The sequence below is a fragment of the Xanthomonas sp. 60 genome (assembly GCF_011761925.1).
On record NZ_JAASQW010000001.1, the window covers coordinates 820,553 to 837,614 of the forward strand.

The following is a 17,062-nucleotide window of genomic DNA, read 5'->3' on the forward strand; positions in this document are numbered from 1 at the left end:
GCCAGTATCGGTCCCCGCGCCAGATAACGCAAAGTGCAGCCGGAGTTTCCATCCGTTGGCCAAAAAAAAGCCGCGCAGGGCGCGGCTTTTCCGATGGATCAGGACGTTCCGGCAATCAAGCCAGGCCGGCCTGCTTCATCACTTCGGCAGCGTAGTCTTCCACCACCTTCTCGATGCCTTCGCCGACGGCCAGGCGCTGGAAGCCGACCACGTCGGCACCGGCGGCCTTCAGCACCTGCTCGACGGTCTGATCGGTATTGAGCACGTACGGCTGGCCGTACAACGTGACTTCGTTGACGATCTTGGCGATCTTGCCGCTGATGATCTTCTCCAGGATGTCGGCCGGCTTGGCCTTGTCCTTGTCGGTCATCTTGGCCAGCTCGATTTCCTTTTCCTTGGCAACGAAGTCGGCCGGAACGTCGGAGGCCTTGTTGTGCGGCGGATTCATCGCCGCCACGTGCATGGCCAGGCCACGCGCCAGCTCGGCGTCACCACCGGCCAGCTCCACCAGCACGCCGATGCGGCCGCCGTGGACGTAGGCCGCCACGTTGTTGGTGCTTTCCAGGCGGGCGATGCGGCGCACGTCGACCTTCTCGCCGACCTTGGCGATGACGGCGGCGCGGGTGTCGTTGATCGTCTCGCCGGAGGGCAGCTTGACCTCGTTCAGCGTGGCGATGTCCGCCGCGCCCGAAGCCAGGGCAGCATCGGCAACGGCGCGCGCGAAGGTGGTGAAGTTCTCATCCTTGGCGACGAAGTCGGTCTCGGAGTTGATCTCGACCAGCACCGCCTTGCCGGCGTCCTGGGCTGCCACGATGACGCCTTCGGCGGCCACGCGGTCAGCCTTCTTGTCCGCCTTGGCCAGGCCCGACTTGCGCAGCGCTTCGATGGATGCATCGATGTCGCCGTTGTTTTCGACGAGTGCCTTCTTGCACTCCATCATGCCGGCGCCGGTGCGCTCGCGCAGTTCCTTGACCAGGGAAGCAGTGATTTCCATGGGATTACCTCACGAAAGAAAGGGATTGGGCCGGCAGGTTGGCCGGCCCATGTGACATGGCCCTGACACGCGCCGGGGGCGCGCTGCAGGGAGGGTGGGCACCAGGGTGCCCACCGGGCCTGGATCAGGCCTGGGCGTCGGACTTCTTTTCAGCCGTCTTCTTGGCCGGAGCGCGGCGGGCCGGCTTGGCTTCTTCGCCTTCAGCGGCTTCGGCGAACTCTTCCTCGCGCACGGTGGCGGCGTGCGGCGCGGCGGCCTTGCCTTCCAGCACGGCGTCGGCGGCGGCGCGGGCATACAGCTGCACGGCACGGATGGCGTCATCGTTGCCCGGGATGGCGTAGTCCACCAGCTCCGGGTTGTAGTTGGTGTCGACCACCGCGATCACCGGGATGCCGAGCTTCTTGGCTTCCTTGATGGCGATGTCTTCGTGGCCGATGTCGATGACGAAGATCGCGTCGGGCAGACGGTTCATGTCCTTGATGCCGCCCAGCGAAGCTTCCAGCTTGTCGCGCTCGCGACGCAGGCCCAGCACTTCGTGCTTGACCAGCTTCTCGAAGCTGCCGTCGTTCTCGCCGGCTTCCAGCTCCTTCAGGCGCGCCACCGACTTCTTCACCGTGGCGAAGTTGGTCAGGGTGCCGCCCAGCCAACGCTGGTTCATGAAGGGCATGCCGCAACGCTCGGCTTCTTCACGGATCGACTCGCGGGCGCTGCGCTTGGTGCCCAGGAACAGGATGGTGCCGCGCTTCTGTGCCACCGAGGAGATGAAGTTCATCGCATCGTTGAACAGCGGGACGGTCTTTTCCAGGTTGATGATGTGGATCTTGCCGCGGGCGCCGAAGATGTACGGAGCCATCTTCGGGTTCCAGTAACGGGTCTGGTGGCCGAAGTGGACGCCGGCTTCGAGCATCTGGCGCATGGTGATCTGGGGCATGGTGTAACTCCTGGAGGGAACCTGCGTGCTCCGCTGTCCGTTGCCGGACGCCCGCGGTCAGTGTGCGGGACAGCGCGGGCGCGCTTGGGGTTCCGGGGTTGGGCTTCCCCATCGTCTCCGTGGCCGAACCCCTTGCGGGGCACCCCGGCACGGATCGGGACGATGGGTGTGGATTCACCGGTGACGTCCGGTGTGGACGGCTCCTCCGCGCACTGGGCGGCAGGGGAGCGGCGGATTATAGACCGGCGGCGGCCGTGGCCGCAATCGGGCTCAGCGTCCCGGTACTGCCGCCGTCACGGCGGGCCAGGAAGCGGACCCCGGGCTGGGCGGCGACCTCGGCGGGCAGGGCCCAGCAGACCGTTGCGCCAGCCAGCACGTACCCGGCCAGGCCGGGCAGCAGGACTTGCTGGTTTCCGTCGCAGTCCAGGTAGGCCAGGTCCTGCAGGCGGGTCCGGCGCGGGCCGGCATTGTGCAATGCCAGGCAGGACGCGTTGCCCGTCCGTTCCAGGCGCGCCGACAGCGCGCCGGGTGCACTGCGCGCTGTGGAAACGAACAAGGGCAGGGAGTAGCGCGCCAGCCCGGGGGCGGCCGGCTCGATGAGGACGCGGAAGGCCTGCTCGATCGGGCGTCCGGCCGGTGGCGGGGCGGTCATGACCAGCCGGACCTTCTGGCGCGTGCCGGGTGGCAGCAGCGCGTGGGTCGGGCTGGCAATCAGTGTGTCTGTCGCCTGCAGGCGATCGACGCCGTTGTCCTGGTCCCAGCGGTAGACGCGCAGACGACCCTCCCAGGCGTTGTGGTGGTCGTTGACCAGCCACAGTTCGGTCTGGACCTGTCCGGGCGCCAGTTCGAGCGTGGTCGGGCGCAGCTCAAGTGCATGGCTGGTGGGCGCGCACAGCAGCAGGAGCAGGACAGGCCGGCGCAGCGGCGGCATCAGAACACCAGGTGGATGGTTCTGCTGCCGTCCTTGGCGTCGGGGTCCGGGCTCAGCCGGCGCAGGTGGTCGGGGAGCTGGGCGGCTTCGGCCCGCTGATGGGGTGCTGCGCAGCGCGTGGTGCCATCGGGCTGGGCGGGAGCGTCGTCACAGCTTTCCACGATCTCCAGGTGGATGCGCAGGGGTTGCGGGGATGTAGCCGCCGTCGCACTGGCGGCCAGCGCGAGCAGTCCTGCTGCCGGCAGCATCCTCCGCGTTCGTTGTGTTGCCGTCATGGTGTCTGCCGTGGAGAGCCTGAGCTTCTATCGGCTGCGGACAGGCCGTCTTTAGGGTGGCGCTGGCGAGCGGCGTGGCCCCTCCGTGGTGGCGCGGGGGCGGGTTGTTGAGTTGCTGGGTTTGGGCTGGGCGGTGGGGCTGGGTGGGGGACGGCAAGAGCTGCATCCTGCGGGCCTCGCTTCGCGCCATCCATGGCGCTCAACGCCCCCACCCAACCCCACCGCCCAGCCCTGTGACAGGTCTGCATCCACCACGGGAATAAGAAAGAAAAGCAAAAGCAAAAGCAAAAGCAAAAGCAAAAGCAAAAGCAAAAGCAAAAGCAGGCTTACGGGCTGCCGAAGCTTTTGCTTTTGCTTTTGCTTTTGCTTTTGCTTTTTATTTTTTCATCCGTGGCGGCGCACGGAGCGTGTCGGGGGCTGGGCGGGTGGGGGCGGCGGGGGCGTGTCGCGCCAGGGATGGCGCGACGCGAGGCACGCAGGAGCGGCTTTTGCCGTCCCCCGCCGCCTCCACCCGCCCAGCCAGCGCCCTAGAATCTACCCAAAGGCGCCTCCACGAGGGGCCCAGCCGTTCGCCGGACCGTCAGTTGCCCCAGTCCGGCATCGGCATCGCATCGACCGGAATGAACGCATCCGGATCCTCCTTGCCACGCGCATGCTTGCCACGCAGATCGTTCTCGATCTGGTACGTGCGGCGCTGCAGCCAGGCATCGCGCACCAGCGCGTACTCGTCCACCGCATTGGCGCGGATGTCATCGATGGCCGTCAGCTGCGAACGCGTATCCACCAGCTGCAGCCCCTGCAGGCCCACGCGGACTTTGTCCTCCTCGATCGTACGGATCGGCGACAGGGGAATGTCACCGGTCAGGCCGAAGACATCACGCACGGTACGCGGCCCGAAGAACGGCAGCTCCACGTAGCGTGACTGGCGCCAACCCCACGCACCGAGCGTCTGTCCGAAATCTTCCTTGCGGTTGGGCACCATCGCCTTGCTGGCAGGATCGAACAGGCCACCGAGGCCGAGCGTGGTGTTCATCACGAAGCGGCCCAGCGTGTCCCACGCATCATCCGGCCGACCCTGCAGTACCTGGTTGACGATGGTCACCGGCGAGCGGATGTTGCTGAAGAAGTTGCTCACGCCGGTCCGCGCAAAGCGCGGCACGACGTTGGTGTACGCGGTGGCCAGCGGCTTGGCGATGGCGGTGTCGATCACCACGTTGAACGAATGCACGCGGCGGTTGAGCGGCTCCCACGGATCGTAGGCCGCCGCGTCGGCAGTGCTGACCCCGTCGCTGCCGTACAGCGCGGCAAAGTCGTCCTCCACGGCCCCTGCCGATGCCGGCGGGTCGACCGCTGCGGTGCGGCTGGCCGGCACCGTGGCGGTGGAGGCACCGGCCGCCTGCGGCAACGCCTCTGCGGCGGGCGCGACATCCACGTCGGGGGGGCTGTCCCTGTCCCCGGCACTGGCACTGGCAGGGGACGGGGGCTGGGCCGGAACCTCGGTCGCAGCGGCTGGCGCCGCATCATGCGCAGGGCGGCTGGCGCAGGCGCTCAACAGGGCGGCGACGAGCAGCGGGGAGAGGGTACGTAGCAGGGTCATGTCAGCTCGCCGGGTTAGCAGTGAAATCGAGATCGGGTGCCAGCCGGTAGGCGGCACTCAGTTCCAGCAGTCCTTCGGGTGCCCCATCCAGGCGCACCGCCTGACCCTGCCGGCGTGCCCGCGCGGCCAGCTCGGCCAGCAGCGCCACGCCGGCGCTGTCCACGCGGGGAACCTGCTGCAGGTCGATCACCTGCAGGCCGCCAGCCAACGCCTGGACCTGTGGCCACAGCGCGATCACTGCACCGCGGTCCAGCGCACCGCTGAGGCGCAGCACGCCATTGTCCAGCGCGGCAGTGGACGCATTACCTGCCATTGCTGGCCGGGCCTGCCTGCATGTTGCCGCTGCGCAGCTCTTCGGCGACCTGCTTGATGCCCTTCTGGCGCAGCGGCGCATCGAACTGGTTGCGGAAGGTCTGTACGTAGGAGATGCCTTCGATGTTCACGTCGAAGATCTTCCACTGGCCGCCGACGTTGCGCATCAGGTATTCCACCGGCGTGGGCTCACTGCCGGCACGCACCAGCTCGGTGCTCACCCGCGTACCGCGATTGCCCGGCAGCGGCGCCTCGCCCTTCAGGCGGAATGTCGGCCGACCCTGGATGTTCAGCAGGGCCGAGCCGTAACGCTGCATCAGGTTGTCGGCCATGGCGTCGGCAAAGAGCTTGATGTCCGCATCGGAGGCACCCCGGGCGTTGACGCCCAGCACCAGGCGCGCGGCGTAGTCGCGGTCGAAGCTCTTGTTGAGTTCGCTGTCGATGTAGCTGCGCAGGGCCGACGGGTTCTGCGAGAACTCGGCCTTGCGCTGCTGCAGCGTGCCCAGCACGCGCGAGCTGGTGTCCAGTACGGTCTTGCCAGCCTGGCCCTGTGCGGCGGCCTGGGCGGCCGGCGCGGTCTGCGCGTTCGCCAGCAGCGGGGTGGCCGCCAGCAGCGAGGAAGCCAGGAGGATCGGGAGGAGTTTCTTTTTCATGGTTGCGGTTCCGTTGCGGGCGCGTTCGCGCCGTCGTGGGAGTCATTGGGCTGGGCTGCGTCGCCACCGGCGCCGCCGCCACTGAACATGTACTTGCCGACCAGCTGGATCAGGTCTACAGCGGGCTGGGTGAACGCGATTTCATCGCCGGCCTTGAGCACCTCGGGGTCACCGCCCGGCTGCAGGCCTATATAGCTTTCGCCGAGCAGACCGCTGGTGAAAATGCCCGCGGAGGTGTCGGCCGGCAGATCCTTGTACTTGCCGTCGATGCGCAGGGTGACGATGGAATCGAACTTGACCGGGTCAAGGTCGACTGCGGCCACCTGGCCGATGGTCACCCCGCCGATCTTCACCGGCGCCTGCGTGCGCAGCTGGCCGATCTGCGAGAAACGGGCCTTCAGCGCGTAGCCGTCGTTGCCCAGTCCCCAGCGCTGGTTGGTCGAGGCAACCGCCAGGACGAGCAGGGAGGCCAGCGCCAGCAACAGGAAGGCGCCGACGGAGAATTCCAGTCTGGGACCGCGGATGGCCATATCTGTTTCACCATTGTCTTGAAAAGGCTTCGACAGGATCGAAGCGGGTTGACACTGCGTAGCGGCCAGCGGCCGATACCCGGATTATCTGGAACACCACAGCACAGCAGTTACTGGAACAGCATCGCCGACAGCACGAAGTTGAAGATCAGCACCAGCAGCGAAGCATTGACCACCGCGCGCGTGGTGGCCACCGAGGTACCCTCGATGGTCGGCTCGGCATGGAAACCAACATACGACGCGACCAGCGCGGCCGTGCCGCCGAAAATCGCCGATTTCAGCATCGCCACACCGAAGTCGTCCCAGAAATCGACGCTGTTGCGCAGCGCCGACCAGAACACGCCATTATCCAGTCCGAGCACGTGCACCGCTTCAAAGTAACTGGCGGTGATGGCGAGCGAACAGAACACGCCGGTCAGCAGCGGGACGGTCAGCACGGCGGCCCAGAAACGCGGAGCGACCGCCTTGGCCACCGGGTCGATGGCCATCAGCTCCAGCGCCTTGATCTGGTCGGTGGCGCGCATCAGGCCGAGTTCGGCAGCGATGGAGCTGCCGGCGCGGCCGATGAACAGCAGCGCAGTCAGCACCGGGGCCAGTTCGCGGTACAGCGACAGGCCCAGCAGTGTGGACAGGGCGTCGGCCGCGCCGAAGGTGGTCAGCGTGCGGTAGCCCTGCAGCGTCAGCACCAGCCCGACGAAGGCACCGCCGACGGCGATGATGGGCAGCGAGCGCGCACCGATCTTGTAGATCTCGCGCGTGAGCTCGGCCAGGAAGTCCGCCGTGGGTGTCGAACCGCGCAGCACGGTCAAGGAGAACAGGCCGGCACGGCCCAGCGAGCGGGTGGCAGCAACCAGAGGCATCAGGCAGTCCTCGACCGCGGCGCGGCATCGAAGGGAATCGGGCCATCCGGACGGCCGTGCAGAAACTGCTGCAGCAGCGGGTCATCGCTGCCCTGCAATGCCGCCGGCGTGCCCTGGAACACCACGCCGCCGTTGGCGATCGCGATGACCTGGTCGCAGATCGGCAGGGTCTCATGCACATGGTGGCTGACGATGATGCTGGTCAGCCCCAGGCTGCGGTTGAGGCGCTGGATCAGGCTCATGATCACCCCCGAGGCGATCGGGTCCAACCCGGTCAGCGGCTCGTCGTAGATCATCAACGGCGGATCCAGTGCCAGCGCGCGGGCCAGTGCCACGCGCCGCGCCATGCCGCCGGACAACTCGCGCGGCCACGCCTCGCCCGCCGCCAGCAGGCCCACGGCATGCAGCTTGAGCTGCACCAGCCGCTCGCGTACCGCCGCCGGCAGCCGCGTATGCGCGCGCAGCGGCAGCGCCACGTTCTCGGCCACGGTGAGGTCGGTCAGCAGGCCGTTGCCCTGCAGCAGCACGCCGACGCTGCGGCGCATCTCGCGCAGTGCGCTCGCACCGGTCGGGATGGGTGCTCCGAACAGCGAAACCGCACCGGCCACCGGACGCAGTTCGCCGGTCAGGGCGGCCAGCAGCGTGGACTTGCCGCTGCCCGACGGGCCCAGCACTGCAGTGATGCTGCCTTGGGGCACCTGCAGCGAAACGTCACGCAGGATCGTGCGCCCGCCGCGTTCGATGTGCACGTTGTTCAACTGTACGAGGTGGTTCGCTGAGGCGGGCATGCGCACCATTAACGATTTTCCAACGTTCAAGCATCGGTGCGGTCTCCTGAACAAAACCGAACCAGCACGGGGACTTATTGTCGCATGCGGGTCACGGGCGTGCCTGACATGCGACAGGACAGTGCGGGAAGCGTCCCGGAACAATCCCGCAGGCACGTCAGCGAGCCCCCGATGGGATGCCGGCCGGCGATCGCCTGAAGGTGCCCCACCATTGCACGTCCACCTGACTGGGGCACACTGTGCGCGATGACCGACCCGGCTGGCGACTTCCGCCTCTACCACTCCAATTCGCTTGACGTACTGGCGGCCCTGCTGGCGCGGCATGTCCGCGCGCCGATGGCGGACCAGCCACTGCTCGCACCGGAAACTGTGCTCATTCCGCAGGTGGCGATGCGTCGCTGGTTGCAGTCGACCCTGGCCGCCGAGTACGGCGTGGCTGCCAACCTGGAGTTCCTGACTCCTGGCGAGTTCGTTGCCCGCGCACTCAACGCCAACGTCCCCGGCGAGCAGGATGACCTGGACGCGGCCGCGCTGCGCTGGCGCCTGCACGCTGCGCTCGGCGATCCTTCCTTGATGGCGCAGTCGCCGATGCGGGCCCTGCAGACCTATCTGTCGGGCCCTGATCCCCTCAAGCGCTGGGCGCTGGCGGGGGAGCTGGCGGGCGTGTTCGAGAAGTACCAGGCATGGCGGCGTGACTGGCTGCTGCGCTGGGACGCCGGTGCTGATCCCCAGGACCCACAGGCGCTGCTGTGGCGGCACGTGGCGCAGGGCCAGAGCTACCGGGCCCGGCGCATCCAGGCCTATCTGGACCAGTTCGAAGGGACCGGTAAACCGCTCCCGCAGGGCCTGCCACTGCGGCTCTCCGCGTTTGCCACGCTCAACATTTCCCCGGACGTGCTGCGGGTCATGGCCACGCAGTCGCGCGTAGGTGAACTGCATTTCTACCTGCCCACCCCGGTGCAGTCGTACTGGGGCGATCTGCAGACCCTGGCCGAGCGCCTGCGCAGCGGAGCGCCGGATCCCTTCGGCGCCGCTGCCGGCGAGAACCGGCTGCTGGAAGCCTGGGGCGCGGCCGGCCGTGATTTCATGGCCGTGCTGGGCAGTTACGAAGTGGTGCATCCGGCCGGCGAGATCGCCGCCTACGTGGACCCGGACGAGGCGCCGGGCCCCACGCTGGATGGGAATGGCCTGCATGACAGCCTGCTGCACCGCCTGCAGCGCGACCTGTTCCATCGCCGCGCGCTGCCTTCCGGTCCGCTGCGCGACACCCTCCGCGCGGAGGATCCCAGCCTGCAGGTGCATGCCTGCCACACCCGGTTGCGCGAACTGCAGGTGCTGCACGACCAGCTGCGTGGGCTGCTGCAGGACACGCGGTTCGACCCGCCCCTGCAGGCGCGCGACATCGCCGTGCTGGCGCCTGACATCGACCCTTACGTGCCTTACCTGGATGCGGTCTTCGGTGGCCGCAGCGCCGAGGAGGACCACATCCCGTACGCGCTGGCGGACACCAGTCCGCTGGCCGGCGAACCGCTGGCCGATGTGTTCGTTCACCTGCTGGGACTGCCGGTCTCGCGGTTCGGACTGAACGAGGTGCTCGACCTGCTGGCCAGCGCACCGCTCGCCGAAGCCTCCGGGCTGGACGCGGCTGCCTTCGACCGCCTGCATGACTGGCTGCTGGCGGCCGGTACCCGCTGGGGCCTGCACGCCGACCACCGCCGCGCGCACCAGGCCCCGGCCGACGATGCCTACACCTGGCAGTTCGCTCTCGACCGCCTGCTGCTCGGCCATGCCAGTGGCAGCGACGGCGATATCGCCGGGGTGGCGCCATGGCCCGAGCTGGAAGGCAGTGCGCTGGACGCCCTGGACCGCCTGCTGCGGCTGCTGCGCGTGCTGGCGGTCTACCAGCAGCGGCTGGGCGAAGCGCTGCCACCGGCGCAGTGGCGCCAGCGCCTGCTCGGCCTGCTGGATGCAGTGCTGCCCACGCCGCCGTCCTCGCCCAACAGCCAGCGCGCGCTGGAGCGCCTGCGCCGGCTGATCAACCAGTTCGCCGACGACGCCGACAACGCCGGCGTCCTCGATACCGTCGCGCCGGACGTGATCCGCGCACACTTCACCGCGGCCTTGACCGAGGCGGACACGCGCGCCCCGTTGCTCACCGGTGGGGTAAGTTTCGGCCGCATGGTGCCGATGCGGCTGCTGCCGTTCCGGGTCATCTGCATCCTGGGCTTGAACGATGGCGACTTCCCGCGCCGTGATCCGGCGGCCGGGCTCAACCAGCTCACCGCGCAGCTGGATACGCCGCAGCGCCGCCGCGGCGACCGCTCCACCCGCGAAGACGACCGCTTCCTGTTCCTGCAGTTGTTCGCCGCGGCGCAGGACGTGTTCTACCTGAGCTACCTCGGCGCGGACCCGCGCGATGGCAGCCTGCGCGAGCCCTCGGTCCTGGTCAGTGAGCTGATCGATGCAGCCCTGCAGTACCACCAGCAGCCGGAGGCCATCGCAGCACAGTTCGTGGTGCGCCACGCCTTGCAGCCGTTCTCGCCGGCCGCCTTCGGTGGCAGCGACCCGCGCCGTTTCAGCTACCGCCGCCAGTGGCACGCGGCGGCGGCGGCGGTGGGGGGCATGCGCACCGTGCTGCCGCCGTGGTCCGTGCCGGGCACGCCGGTGACGGCTTCGCCTGCGGAAGGTGACAGCCTGGCGCTGGATGATCTGCGCCGTTTCCTGATCGATCCGGCGGGACACTACCTGGCGCTTTCTCTGGGTGTGCGGCTGCCGGGCGGCATCGCCGAGAGCGATGACGTGGAACCGCTGGTGCTGTCCGAGCGGGGGCCGGAGCAGCGCAGCGTGCAGCTGGCGGTGGTGCAGGCCACGCTGACAGACGACGATGCACCGCTGTACCCGCGCCTGCGGGCGCGGGCGCTGCTGCCTTCGGGCGCGCTCGGTGAGCGCGCCTTCGAAACCCTGCAGGCGCAGACCCGGCCCTACGCGCAGGCGCTGCGCGAGTGGCTTGGCGGGCAAGCGCTGGAAAGCCGCCGCTACGACGTGGAGATCGACGGCGTGCGATTGCACGGGCGCGTGCGCGATCGTCTTCCGCAGGGCCTGGTGCGCCTGCGTACCGGCCCCCTCAATGGACCGGCGGCGATCCGTCATGGGCTGGACTGGCTGCTGGCCAACGCGTCCGGCGACGCGCTGCCGCTGGTGCAGTTCCATGATGAAGGAGAGCAGGGCGTGGGGCCGCATGTGCTGCCGGCGCTGCCGGTCCCACAGGCGATCGCGGCGCTGCGCGCGCTGCTGCAGCTGCGCCACCGTGGACTGCAGGCACCGTTGCCGTTCGGCCCCTACACCGGCTGGGCGGTGTACACCGCCAGCGAAGACAAACGGCGCACGGAAGGTGCCAAGCGCTGGCACGGCTCGGAACGCAGCTGGGGCGAATCCCACGGCGAGGCGCTGCAGCTGGCCCTGCGCGGGGTTGATCCCTTCGCCGATGACCGCGCCTACGCTGAACTGCTGCAGATCACGCAGACCGTGTTCGGTGCCGTGTGCGAGGGTCGCGCACCCTCTTCAACCGACCACGGACCGGGAGCCGCGGCATGAGCGGAACCTGGCCTTCCCTGCCGCTGGACCCGTACCTGGTGCTGCCCCTGGATGGCGTGCGCCTGATCGAGGCCAGCGCCGGCACCGGCAAAACCTTCACCCTGGCCACGCTGTTCACCCGCCTGGTGGTGGAGCAGGGCCTGCGCATCGGGCAGATCCTGGCGGTCACCTTCACCGATGCAGCCACCCAGGAACTGCGCAAGCGCATCCGTGAGCGCCTTGCACTGGCCGCGCAGCTGGTGGACCGCCCGGCCGCACTGGACGAGCCGCCGGAGGTGGCGCTCACCCGCCACGTCCTGCAGCAGCACCTGCAGCAGGGCCGGGAGAGTGCTGCCGCACTGCAGCGACGCCTGCAGGTGGCGGCAGACGAGATCGACCTCGCCTCGATCTTCACCATCCATGGCTTCTGCGCGCGCGTACTGCGCGAACACGCGCTGGAGAGCGGCCACACCTTCGACGCGCCCGAGCTGCTGGCCAGCGATCGCGCACTGCTGGAAGAGCTGGCAGCGGACCTGTGGCGGGTCCATGCCAGCGATGCCGCCACGCTCGATGCCCTGACGTTCCTGTGGAAAACCCCGGACGCCTTCGCCGGCGACCTCTCCACCCTGATCGGCCCCCTGCCGCTGCTGCCGCCCACCGCGCCGGCCGGCGACGATCCCCAGCCGCGCCTGGAAGCCGCCGCCGAGGCGCTGGCCGAGGGCGTGCGCGTCCATGGCGACGCCTTCTTCGGCGACCTGTGCACGGCGGTGGAAGCGAAATGGCTCAACGGCAATTCCTACCGGCTGTCCTGGCTGCAGCCGCTGTGCAGCGATCTGCGCAGCTGGGCGCTGAGCGGCGCACCGCCCAGCGTGCTCGACAGTGACCGCCTGTCCGCCTTGCTGCCTGCTGCACTGACCAGCAAGACCAACAAGAAACACCTTGACCGCACACCGGCCTCGCCCGTGCAGGCACTGCTGCAGGCTCTGCTGGAAGCGCGTGACGCACGCGCGGCCTGGTTGCGCACGCAGGCGGTCAACTTCCTGCACCAGCTGCGTGACCAGGCCCGCCAGCGCCTGCGCGCACTCAAGCAGGTGCGCCGGGTACAGACCTACGATGACCTCATCGACGGGGTCGCCGATGCGCTCGCCGGCCCTCATCGGGCCACGCTTGTGCGGCAGCTGCGCGCGCAGTACCACATCGCGCTGGTGGACGAATTCCAGGACACCGATGATCGCCAGTGGCGCATCTTCGAAACGATCTTCGGCGACTCCGATGACGTCCGCGAGGCGGGACTGTCGCCGGCGCTGTTCCTCATCGGCGATCCCAAACAGGCCATCTACGGGTTCCGCGGCGGCGATATCCATACTTACCTCGCCGCCCAGCGCGGTGCCCTGGGTGCGCCGCCGCTGGACCGCAACTTCCGCTCGCGCCCCAGCGTGCTGCGCGCGCTGCAGGTGCTGTACGCCCAGGCCGGCCCGAGCGCGTTTCTCGACGAGGCCATCCAGTTCGAGCCGGTGGCGGCAGGCGGCGTACGCCGCGATGACGACTACCTGCGCGATGGGGTGCCTGCGCCCGGCCTCACCCTGCGCGTGCTGCGCAGCACCGACGGCAGGCCGCTGCAGGCGGACCCGTCGCGTGAGGCGGCCTGCGCTGCCTGCGTGACCGATATCCACCGCGTGCTCGTCCAGGCGCGTGCCGGCAGCGCGCTGCTGCGTGGGCGCCCGGTGCAGCCCGGCGACATCGCGGTGCTGGTGCGTTCCCACCGCGAAGCGACGATGGTGCAGCGCGCGCTCGCGCGCGTGGGCATTCCTGCCGTGGCGGCCGGCAAGCAGAGCCTGTTCGCCACCCCGGAAGCACAGGAGCTGCGCGCGCTGTTGCTGGCCCTGCTGCAGCCGGCCGATGAGGGTCGCCTGCGCGCGGCGCTGGCCACCGTGCTGCTCGGACAGGATGCGGCCGCCATCGCAGCGATGGAGCGCGACGGTGAGGTACAGCGCGCCCACCAGGCGCAGCTGCTGCAGTGGCGCGAACGCTGGAACCGCGGCGGCCCGTTCGCGGTGATCACCGAGGTCTGCGCCGCCGCCGCCGCGCGCCTGCTGGCGTTGATCGATGGCGAGCGCCGCCTGACCAACTACCTGCAACTGGGCGAGCTGCTGCAGGAAGCCACCGCGCAGGCGCTGGGCATGCATGGCCTGCTCGACTGGCTGCAGGGCCGCATCGCCCATGCCGACCAGAACGACGAGCAGCAGTTGCTGCGGCTGGAATCGGACGCGCGGCGCGTGCAGATCATCACCCTGCACAAGAGCAAGGGGCTGGAATACCCGCTGGTGTACCTGCCCTTCGTCGGCATCGAGGGCAGCGCGCCGGCCACGGCCAACCACTGCACGGTGCATGTCGAGGGGGACCGGCAGCTGCACTGGAAACTGGGCGGGGAGGATGCCTGGGAGACCGTCACCGGCATGCGCGACCAGGCCCGGCGCGCCGAGGATGCGCGGCTGCTGTACGTCGGCCTGACCCGCGCCGAGCACGCGCTGTGGATCGCCATCGGTGACCTGGCCGGATTCTCGAAGACACGCCTCGCGCCGATGGTCAGCGACCTGCCGGCCCTGGCCGCGCAAAAGGATTTCTTCATCGACGCGGCACCGCCCGCCGCCGCGCCCGCCTATCTCGCGCCGGAGCGCGACGCCGGCATTCCAGCGGTCCGCGTGAGCGAGCGCCGCGTGCCGAACGACTGGTGGGTATACAGCTTCACCCAGCTGGCCCACGCCGATGCCGGCCATGAGATCGAAGCGGCCGCCACCGAGGTACCCGCGCCTGCGGCCGACGAGCCCGTCGGCGCCGGACTGCCGCTGGAGCCGGCACTGCCCGCGGGCAGTGATGTCGACGCCGCCGTGGTGGACCCCCGCTTCATGGGCAGCCGCTTCGGCAACGTGCTGCATGATGCCCTGGAGCATGTGGCGTTCGACACCTGGAGGGACTGGCGTCCCGGCCAGCCGCCACCGCCGGGCCAGGCCGACGTGTTGTACCGGGCGCTCCGGGAGGGGGGCTATGCCGACCTCGACCTGCCCGATGGCGTGGGCGTGCTGACGCCGTTGGTGGGCCATACGCTGACCGTGCCGCTGCCCGAGGGCGGCGCCCTGTGCAGCGTGCCACCAGACGCGCGCCGGGCCGAAATCGAGTTCCATTTCGCCATGCAGCCCACGCGCGTGCCCGCGCTGCTGCGTCTGCTGCACCGCTACGGCATCGTGGCGGCGCGCCGCGGCTTCGGACTGCGCCGGCAGCTGGAAGGCTTGATGACCGGCAAGATCGATCTGACCTACGTGCGCGACGGCCGCTGGTATGTGCTCGATTACAAATCCAACCGCCTGCCCGGTTACACCCCCGAGCTGCTCAGGGTGGCCATGCAGCACAGCGAATACGATCTGCAGGCGCTGATCTACACCCTCGCGCTGCACCGCTGGTTGCGCTTCCGGCTGGGCACGCGCTATGACTATGCACGCGATATGGGCGGCATCCGTTACCTGTTCTGCCGCGGCCTGGCGGTACCGGGCGAAGGCCTCCACGCGCAGACCTTCGAGCCTGCGCTGGTCCACGAACTGGACGCGCTGTTCGCCGGGGGCGAGGCGGCGCAGGCCGCGTTGATCGCCCGCGCCACGGGGGGCACCCCATGAGCCTGCTCAACGCACTGCGCAGCAGTGGCCAGCTGCGCACCATCGATCACGCGCTCGCACTCAGCCTGGGGCGTCTGCGCGAAGACACCCCGGAGCCGGTGCAGGTTGCCGCGGCACTGGCCTCGTTGGCGGTATCGCAGGGGCATGCCGGCTTCGATCCGGTGCACCCGGAGCGTCTGGTGGAGGGCCAGCCGGCGGAGGGTGCGTTCGACTGGCCCGCCCCGGAGACGTGGCGCGCGCTGCTGGAGGCCTCGCCCTGGGTCGCCTGCCCGCAGACCTCCACCCAACCTGCCGACGACGCCCCCCTCGTGCTGGAGAACGGCCTGGTCTACCTGCGCCGTTACCGCGAGTACGAACGGCAGCTCGCCGCGGGCCTGCAGCGCATCGGCCGGCACCGGTTGGCCTCGGCCGAGCTGCAGCCTCTGGCCCCGCTGTTCGCACGGCTGTTCCCACACGCAGCCACGCAGGAGGACCACCAGGCGCGTGCCGCTGCGGTGACCCTGCGCCATCCGCTCGCGCTGGTCACCGGCGGGCCCGGTACCGGCAAGACGACCACCATCGCGCGCCTGTTGCTGCTGCTGGCCGCGCAGGCTGCGGCCGACCACCGCAGCGCACCCCGGGTGGCCCTGGCCGCACCCACCGGACGCGCCGCCGAGCGCATGGCCGAAAGCCTGCGCCAGGCTCTGCAGCGGCTGCAGGCCGACGGGGTGGATCCGGCGCTGTGCAACGCGCTTCCCACCACCGGCACCACCCTGCATCGCCTGCTGGGTGTCATTCCGGATTCGCAGCGCTTCCGCCATCACGCCGACAACCCGTTGCCGTTCGATGTGGTGGTGGTCGACGAAGCGTCGATGATCGACCTGCCGATGATGGCCAAGCTGGTCGAAGCGATCGCCGACGGCACCCGCCTGATCCTGCTCGGCGATGCCGACCAGCTGCCGTCGGTGGAAGCAGGGGACGTGCTCAGTGCCATCCTGCAGGCCAGCGGTGATGGCGAAGGCACGCAGGCCGATGATGCCCGCGCCCTGCACGCGCTGCTGCTGCCGCAGACGTTGCAGCCGGTCTCGGCCGCGCGTGCCTTCGCCGGCCGCCGCGTGCAGCTCCAGCGCGGCTACCGGCAGAGCGAGGCGCTGGACCTGGCGCCGCTGGCTGATGCCGTGCGTGCCGGCAACAGCCGCCGCGCGCTGGACCTGCTGCGGCACGCGGAACTGGCCGGCGTGAGCTTCCACGAAGACCTGCTCGATCCTCTCCAGGGTCACCGCGCCTACCTGCTGCAACGCTGGCAGGCGCTGGGCGAGGCCGCCGATCCTGCGCAGGCGCTGGCCCGGGCCGGCCAGCTGCGCATCCTCACCGCGCTGCGCGAGGGCCCGCAGGGTGCGCGCGGGCTCAACAGCCGCATCGAGACACTGCTCGCCGGCGCCAACGCGGGCTATTTCAATGGACGGTTGCTGCTGGTCACCGAGAACAGTTATCGGCACCGCCTGTTCAACGGGGACATCGGTGTCTGCCTGAGCGATGACGCCGGCACCCGCGTGGCCTGGTTTCCCGGGGACGACGCGGACCATCCGCGCGCGTTCCATCCGGCCGCGCTGCCGGCGCACGAGAGCGCGTTCGCGATGACGGTGCACAAGGCGCAGGGTTCGGAGTTCGACGAGGTGTGGCTGCAGCTGCCGCGGCATGACAGCCGCGTGCTCTCACGCGAGCTGGTCTACACCGGGCTGACGCGTGCCCGCAGCCGCCTGCACCTGGCAGGCCGTGCGGACATCCTGCAGCAGGCGCTGCAGCGCCACGCCAGCCGCATCTCCGGGCTGGCATGGCGGCTCGGCGCCGGTGCCGTGGGGGCGCCCGGACCGTCCGCCGGGCCCGTCGACGCCGCAGCGCCGGAACCGGCGGCATCGCCGCCACCGGCGCCGACCCAGGGCAGCCTGTTCGGCTGAGCGCCGGCGCCCT

General features: G+C 69.4%; 13 protein-coding genes. 3 read left to right on the top strand and 10 right to left on the bottom strand.

What is annotated here, in order from left to right; translation table 11 throughout:
• Positions 1-115 precede the first annotated feature (115 nt).
• From tsf to FHY09_RS03770, 10 genes are all read right to left on the bottom strand, one after another.
• Positions 116-994 carry a translation elongation factor Ts gene (tsf, locus tag FHY09_RS03720; RefSeq protein ID WP_166924229.1) on the bottom strand — a complete coding sequence of 293 codons (879 nt, stop codon included), beginning with the start codon at positions 992-994 and terminating at the stop codon, positions 116-118.
• A gap of 124 nt (positions 995-1,118) precedes the next feature.
• Positions 1,119-1,925 carry a 30S ribosomal protein S2 gene (rpsB, locus tag FHY09_RS03725; protein WP_166924231.1) on the bottom strand — a complete coding sequence of 269 codons (807 nt, stop codon included), beginning with the start codon at positions 1,923-1,925 and terminating at the stop codon, positions 1,119-1,121.
• Positions 1,926-2,160: 235 nt separating this feature from the next.
• Complete coding sequence (locus FHY09_RS03730; protein ID WP_166924233.1) at positions 2,161-2,856, bottom strand: fimbrial biogenesis chaperone; 696 nt, start codon at positions 2,854-2,856, stop codon at positions 2,161-2,163.
• Positions 2,856-3,104, bottom strand: coding sequence for a hypothetical protein (locus FHY09_RS03735; RefSeq protein WP_456362696.1), 249 nt, complete (start codon positions 3,102-3,104; stop codon positions 2,856-2,858). Before FHY09_RS03735 ends, FHY09_RS03730 begins: the two co-directional genes overlap by 1 nt.
• Before the next feature lie 607 nt (positions 3,105-3,711).
• Positions 3,712-4,728, bottom strand: a complete 1,017-nt coding sequence (locus FHY09_RS03745; RefSeq protein WP_166924235.1) for an MlaA family lipoprotein — start codon at positions 4,726-4,728, stop codon at positions 3,712-3,714.
• Position 4,729: 1 nt separating this feature from the next.
• Positions 4,730-5,041 (bottom strand): STAS domain-containing protein, encoded by a 312-nt coding sequence (locus FHY09_RS03750; RefSeq protein WP_166924237.1) that lies wholly within the window; start codon positions 5,039-5,041, stop codon positions 4,730-4,732.
• A complete protein-coding gene (locus tag FHY09_RS03755) occupies positions 5,031-5,693 on the bottom strand; it encodes an ABC transporter substrate-binding protein (protein WP_166924239.1) in 663 nt (220 codons plus the stop codon). The genes FHY09_RS03750 and FHY09_RS03755 overlap by 11 nt, the downstream gene beginning before the upstream one ends.
• A complete protein-coding gene (gene mlaD, locus FHY09_RS03760; protein WP_166924241.1) occupies positions 5,690-6,223 on the bottom strand; it encodes an outer membrane lipid asymmetry maintenance protein MlaD in 534 nt (177 codons plus the stop codon). The genes FHY09_RS03755 and mlaD overlap by 4 nt, the downstream gene beginning before the upstream one ends.
• Positions 6,224-6,333: 110 nt before the next feature.
• Positions 6,334-7,083 carry an MlaE family lipid ABC transporter permease subunit gene (locus tag FHY09_RS03765; protein ID WP_166924244.1) on the bottom strand — a complete coding sequence of 250 codons (750 nt, stop codon included), beginning with the start codon at positions 7,081-7,083 and terminating at the stop codon, positions 6,334-6,336.
• Positions 7,083-7,871 (bottom strand): ATP-binding cassette domain-containing protein, encoded by a 789-nt coding sequence (locus tag FHY09_RS03770; protein WP_166924246.1) that lies wholly within the window; start codon positions 7,869-7,871, stop codon positions 7,083-7,085. Before FHY09_RS03770 ends, FHY09_RS03765 begins: the two co-directional genes overlap by 1 nt.
• Positions 7,872-8,117: 246 nt before the next feature.
• Here FHY09_RS03770 and recC point away from each other — a divergent pair, with 246 nt between their 5' ends.
• Genes recC through recD form a run of 3 tightly spaced genes read left to right on the top strand, consistent with a single transcriptional unit; the run spans position 8,118 to position 17,049 of the window.
• The gene (recC, locus tag FHY09_RS03775; protein ID WP_166924249.1) at positions 8,118-11,465 is read left to right on the top strand and encodes an exodeoxyribonuclease V subunit gamma; all 3,348 of its coding nucleotides are present in this window, start codon (positions 8,118-8,120) and stop codon (positions 11,463-11,465) included.
• Positions 11,462-15,112 carry a UvrD-helicase domain-containing protein gene (locus tag FHY09_RS03780; protein ID WP_166924251.1) on the top strand — a complete coding sequence of 1,217 codons (3,651 nt, stop codon included), beginning with the start codon at positions 11,462-11,464 and terminating at the stop codon, positions 15,110-15,112. The genes recC and FHY09_RS03780 overlap by 4 nt, the downstream gene beginning before the upstream one ends.
• Positions 15,109-17,049, top strand: coding sequence for an exodeoxyribonuclease V subunit alpha (gene recD / locus FHY09_RS03785; RefSeq protein ID WP_166924253.1), 1,941 nt, complete (start codon positions 15,109-15,111; stop codon positions 17,047-17,049). The genes FHY09_RS03780 and recD overlap by 4 nt, the downstream gene beginning before the upstream one ends.
• Positions 17,050-17,062: the final 13 nt, after the last annotated feature.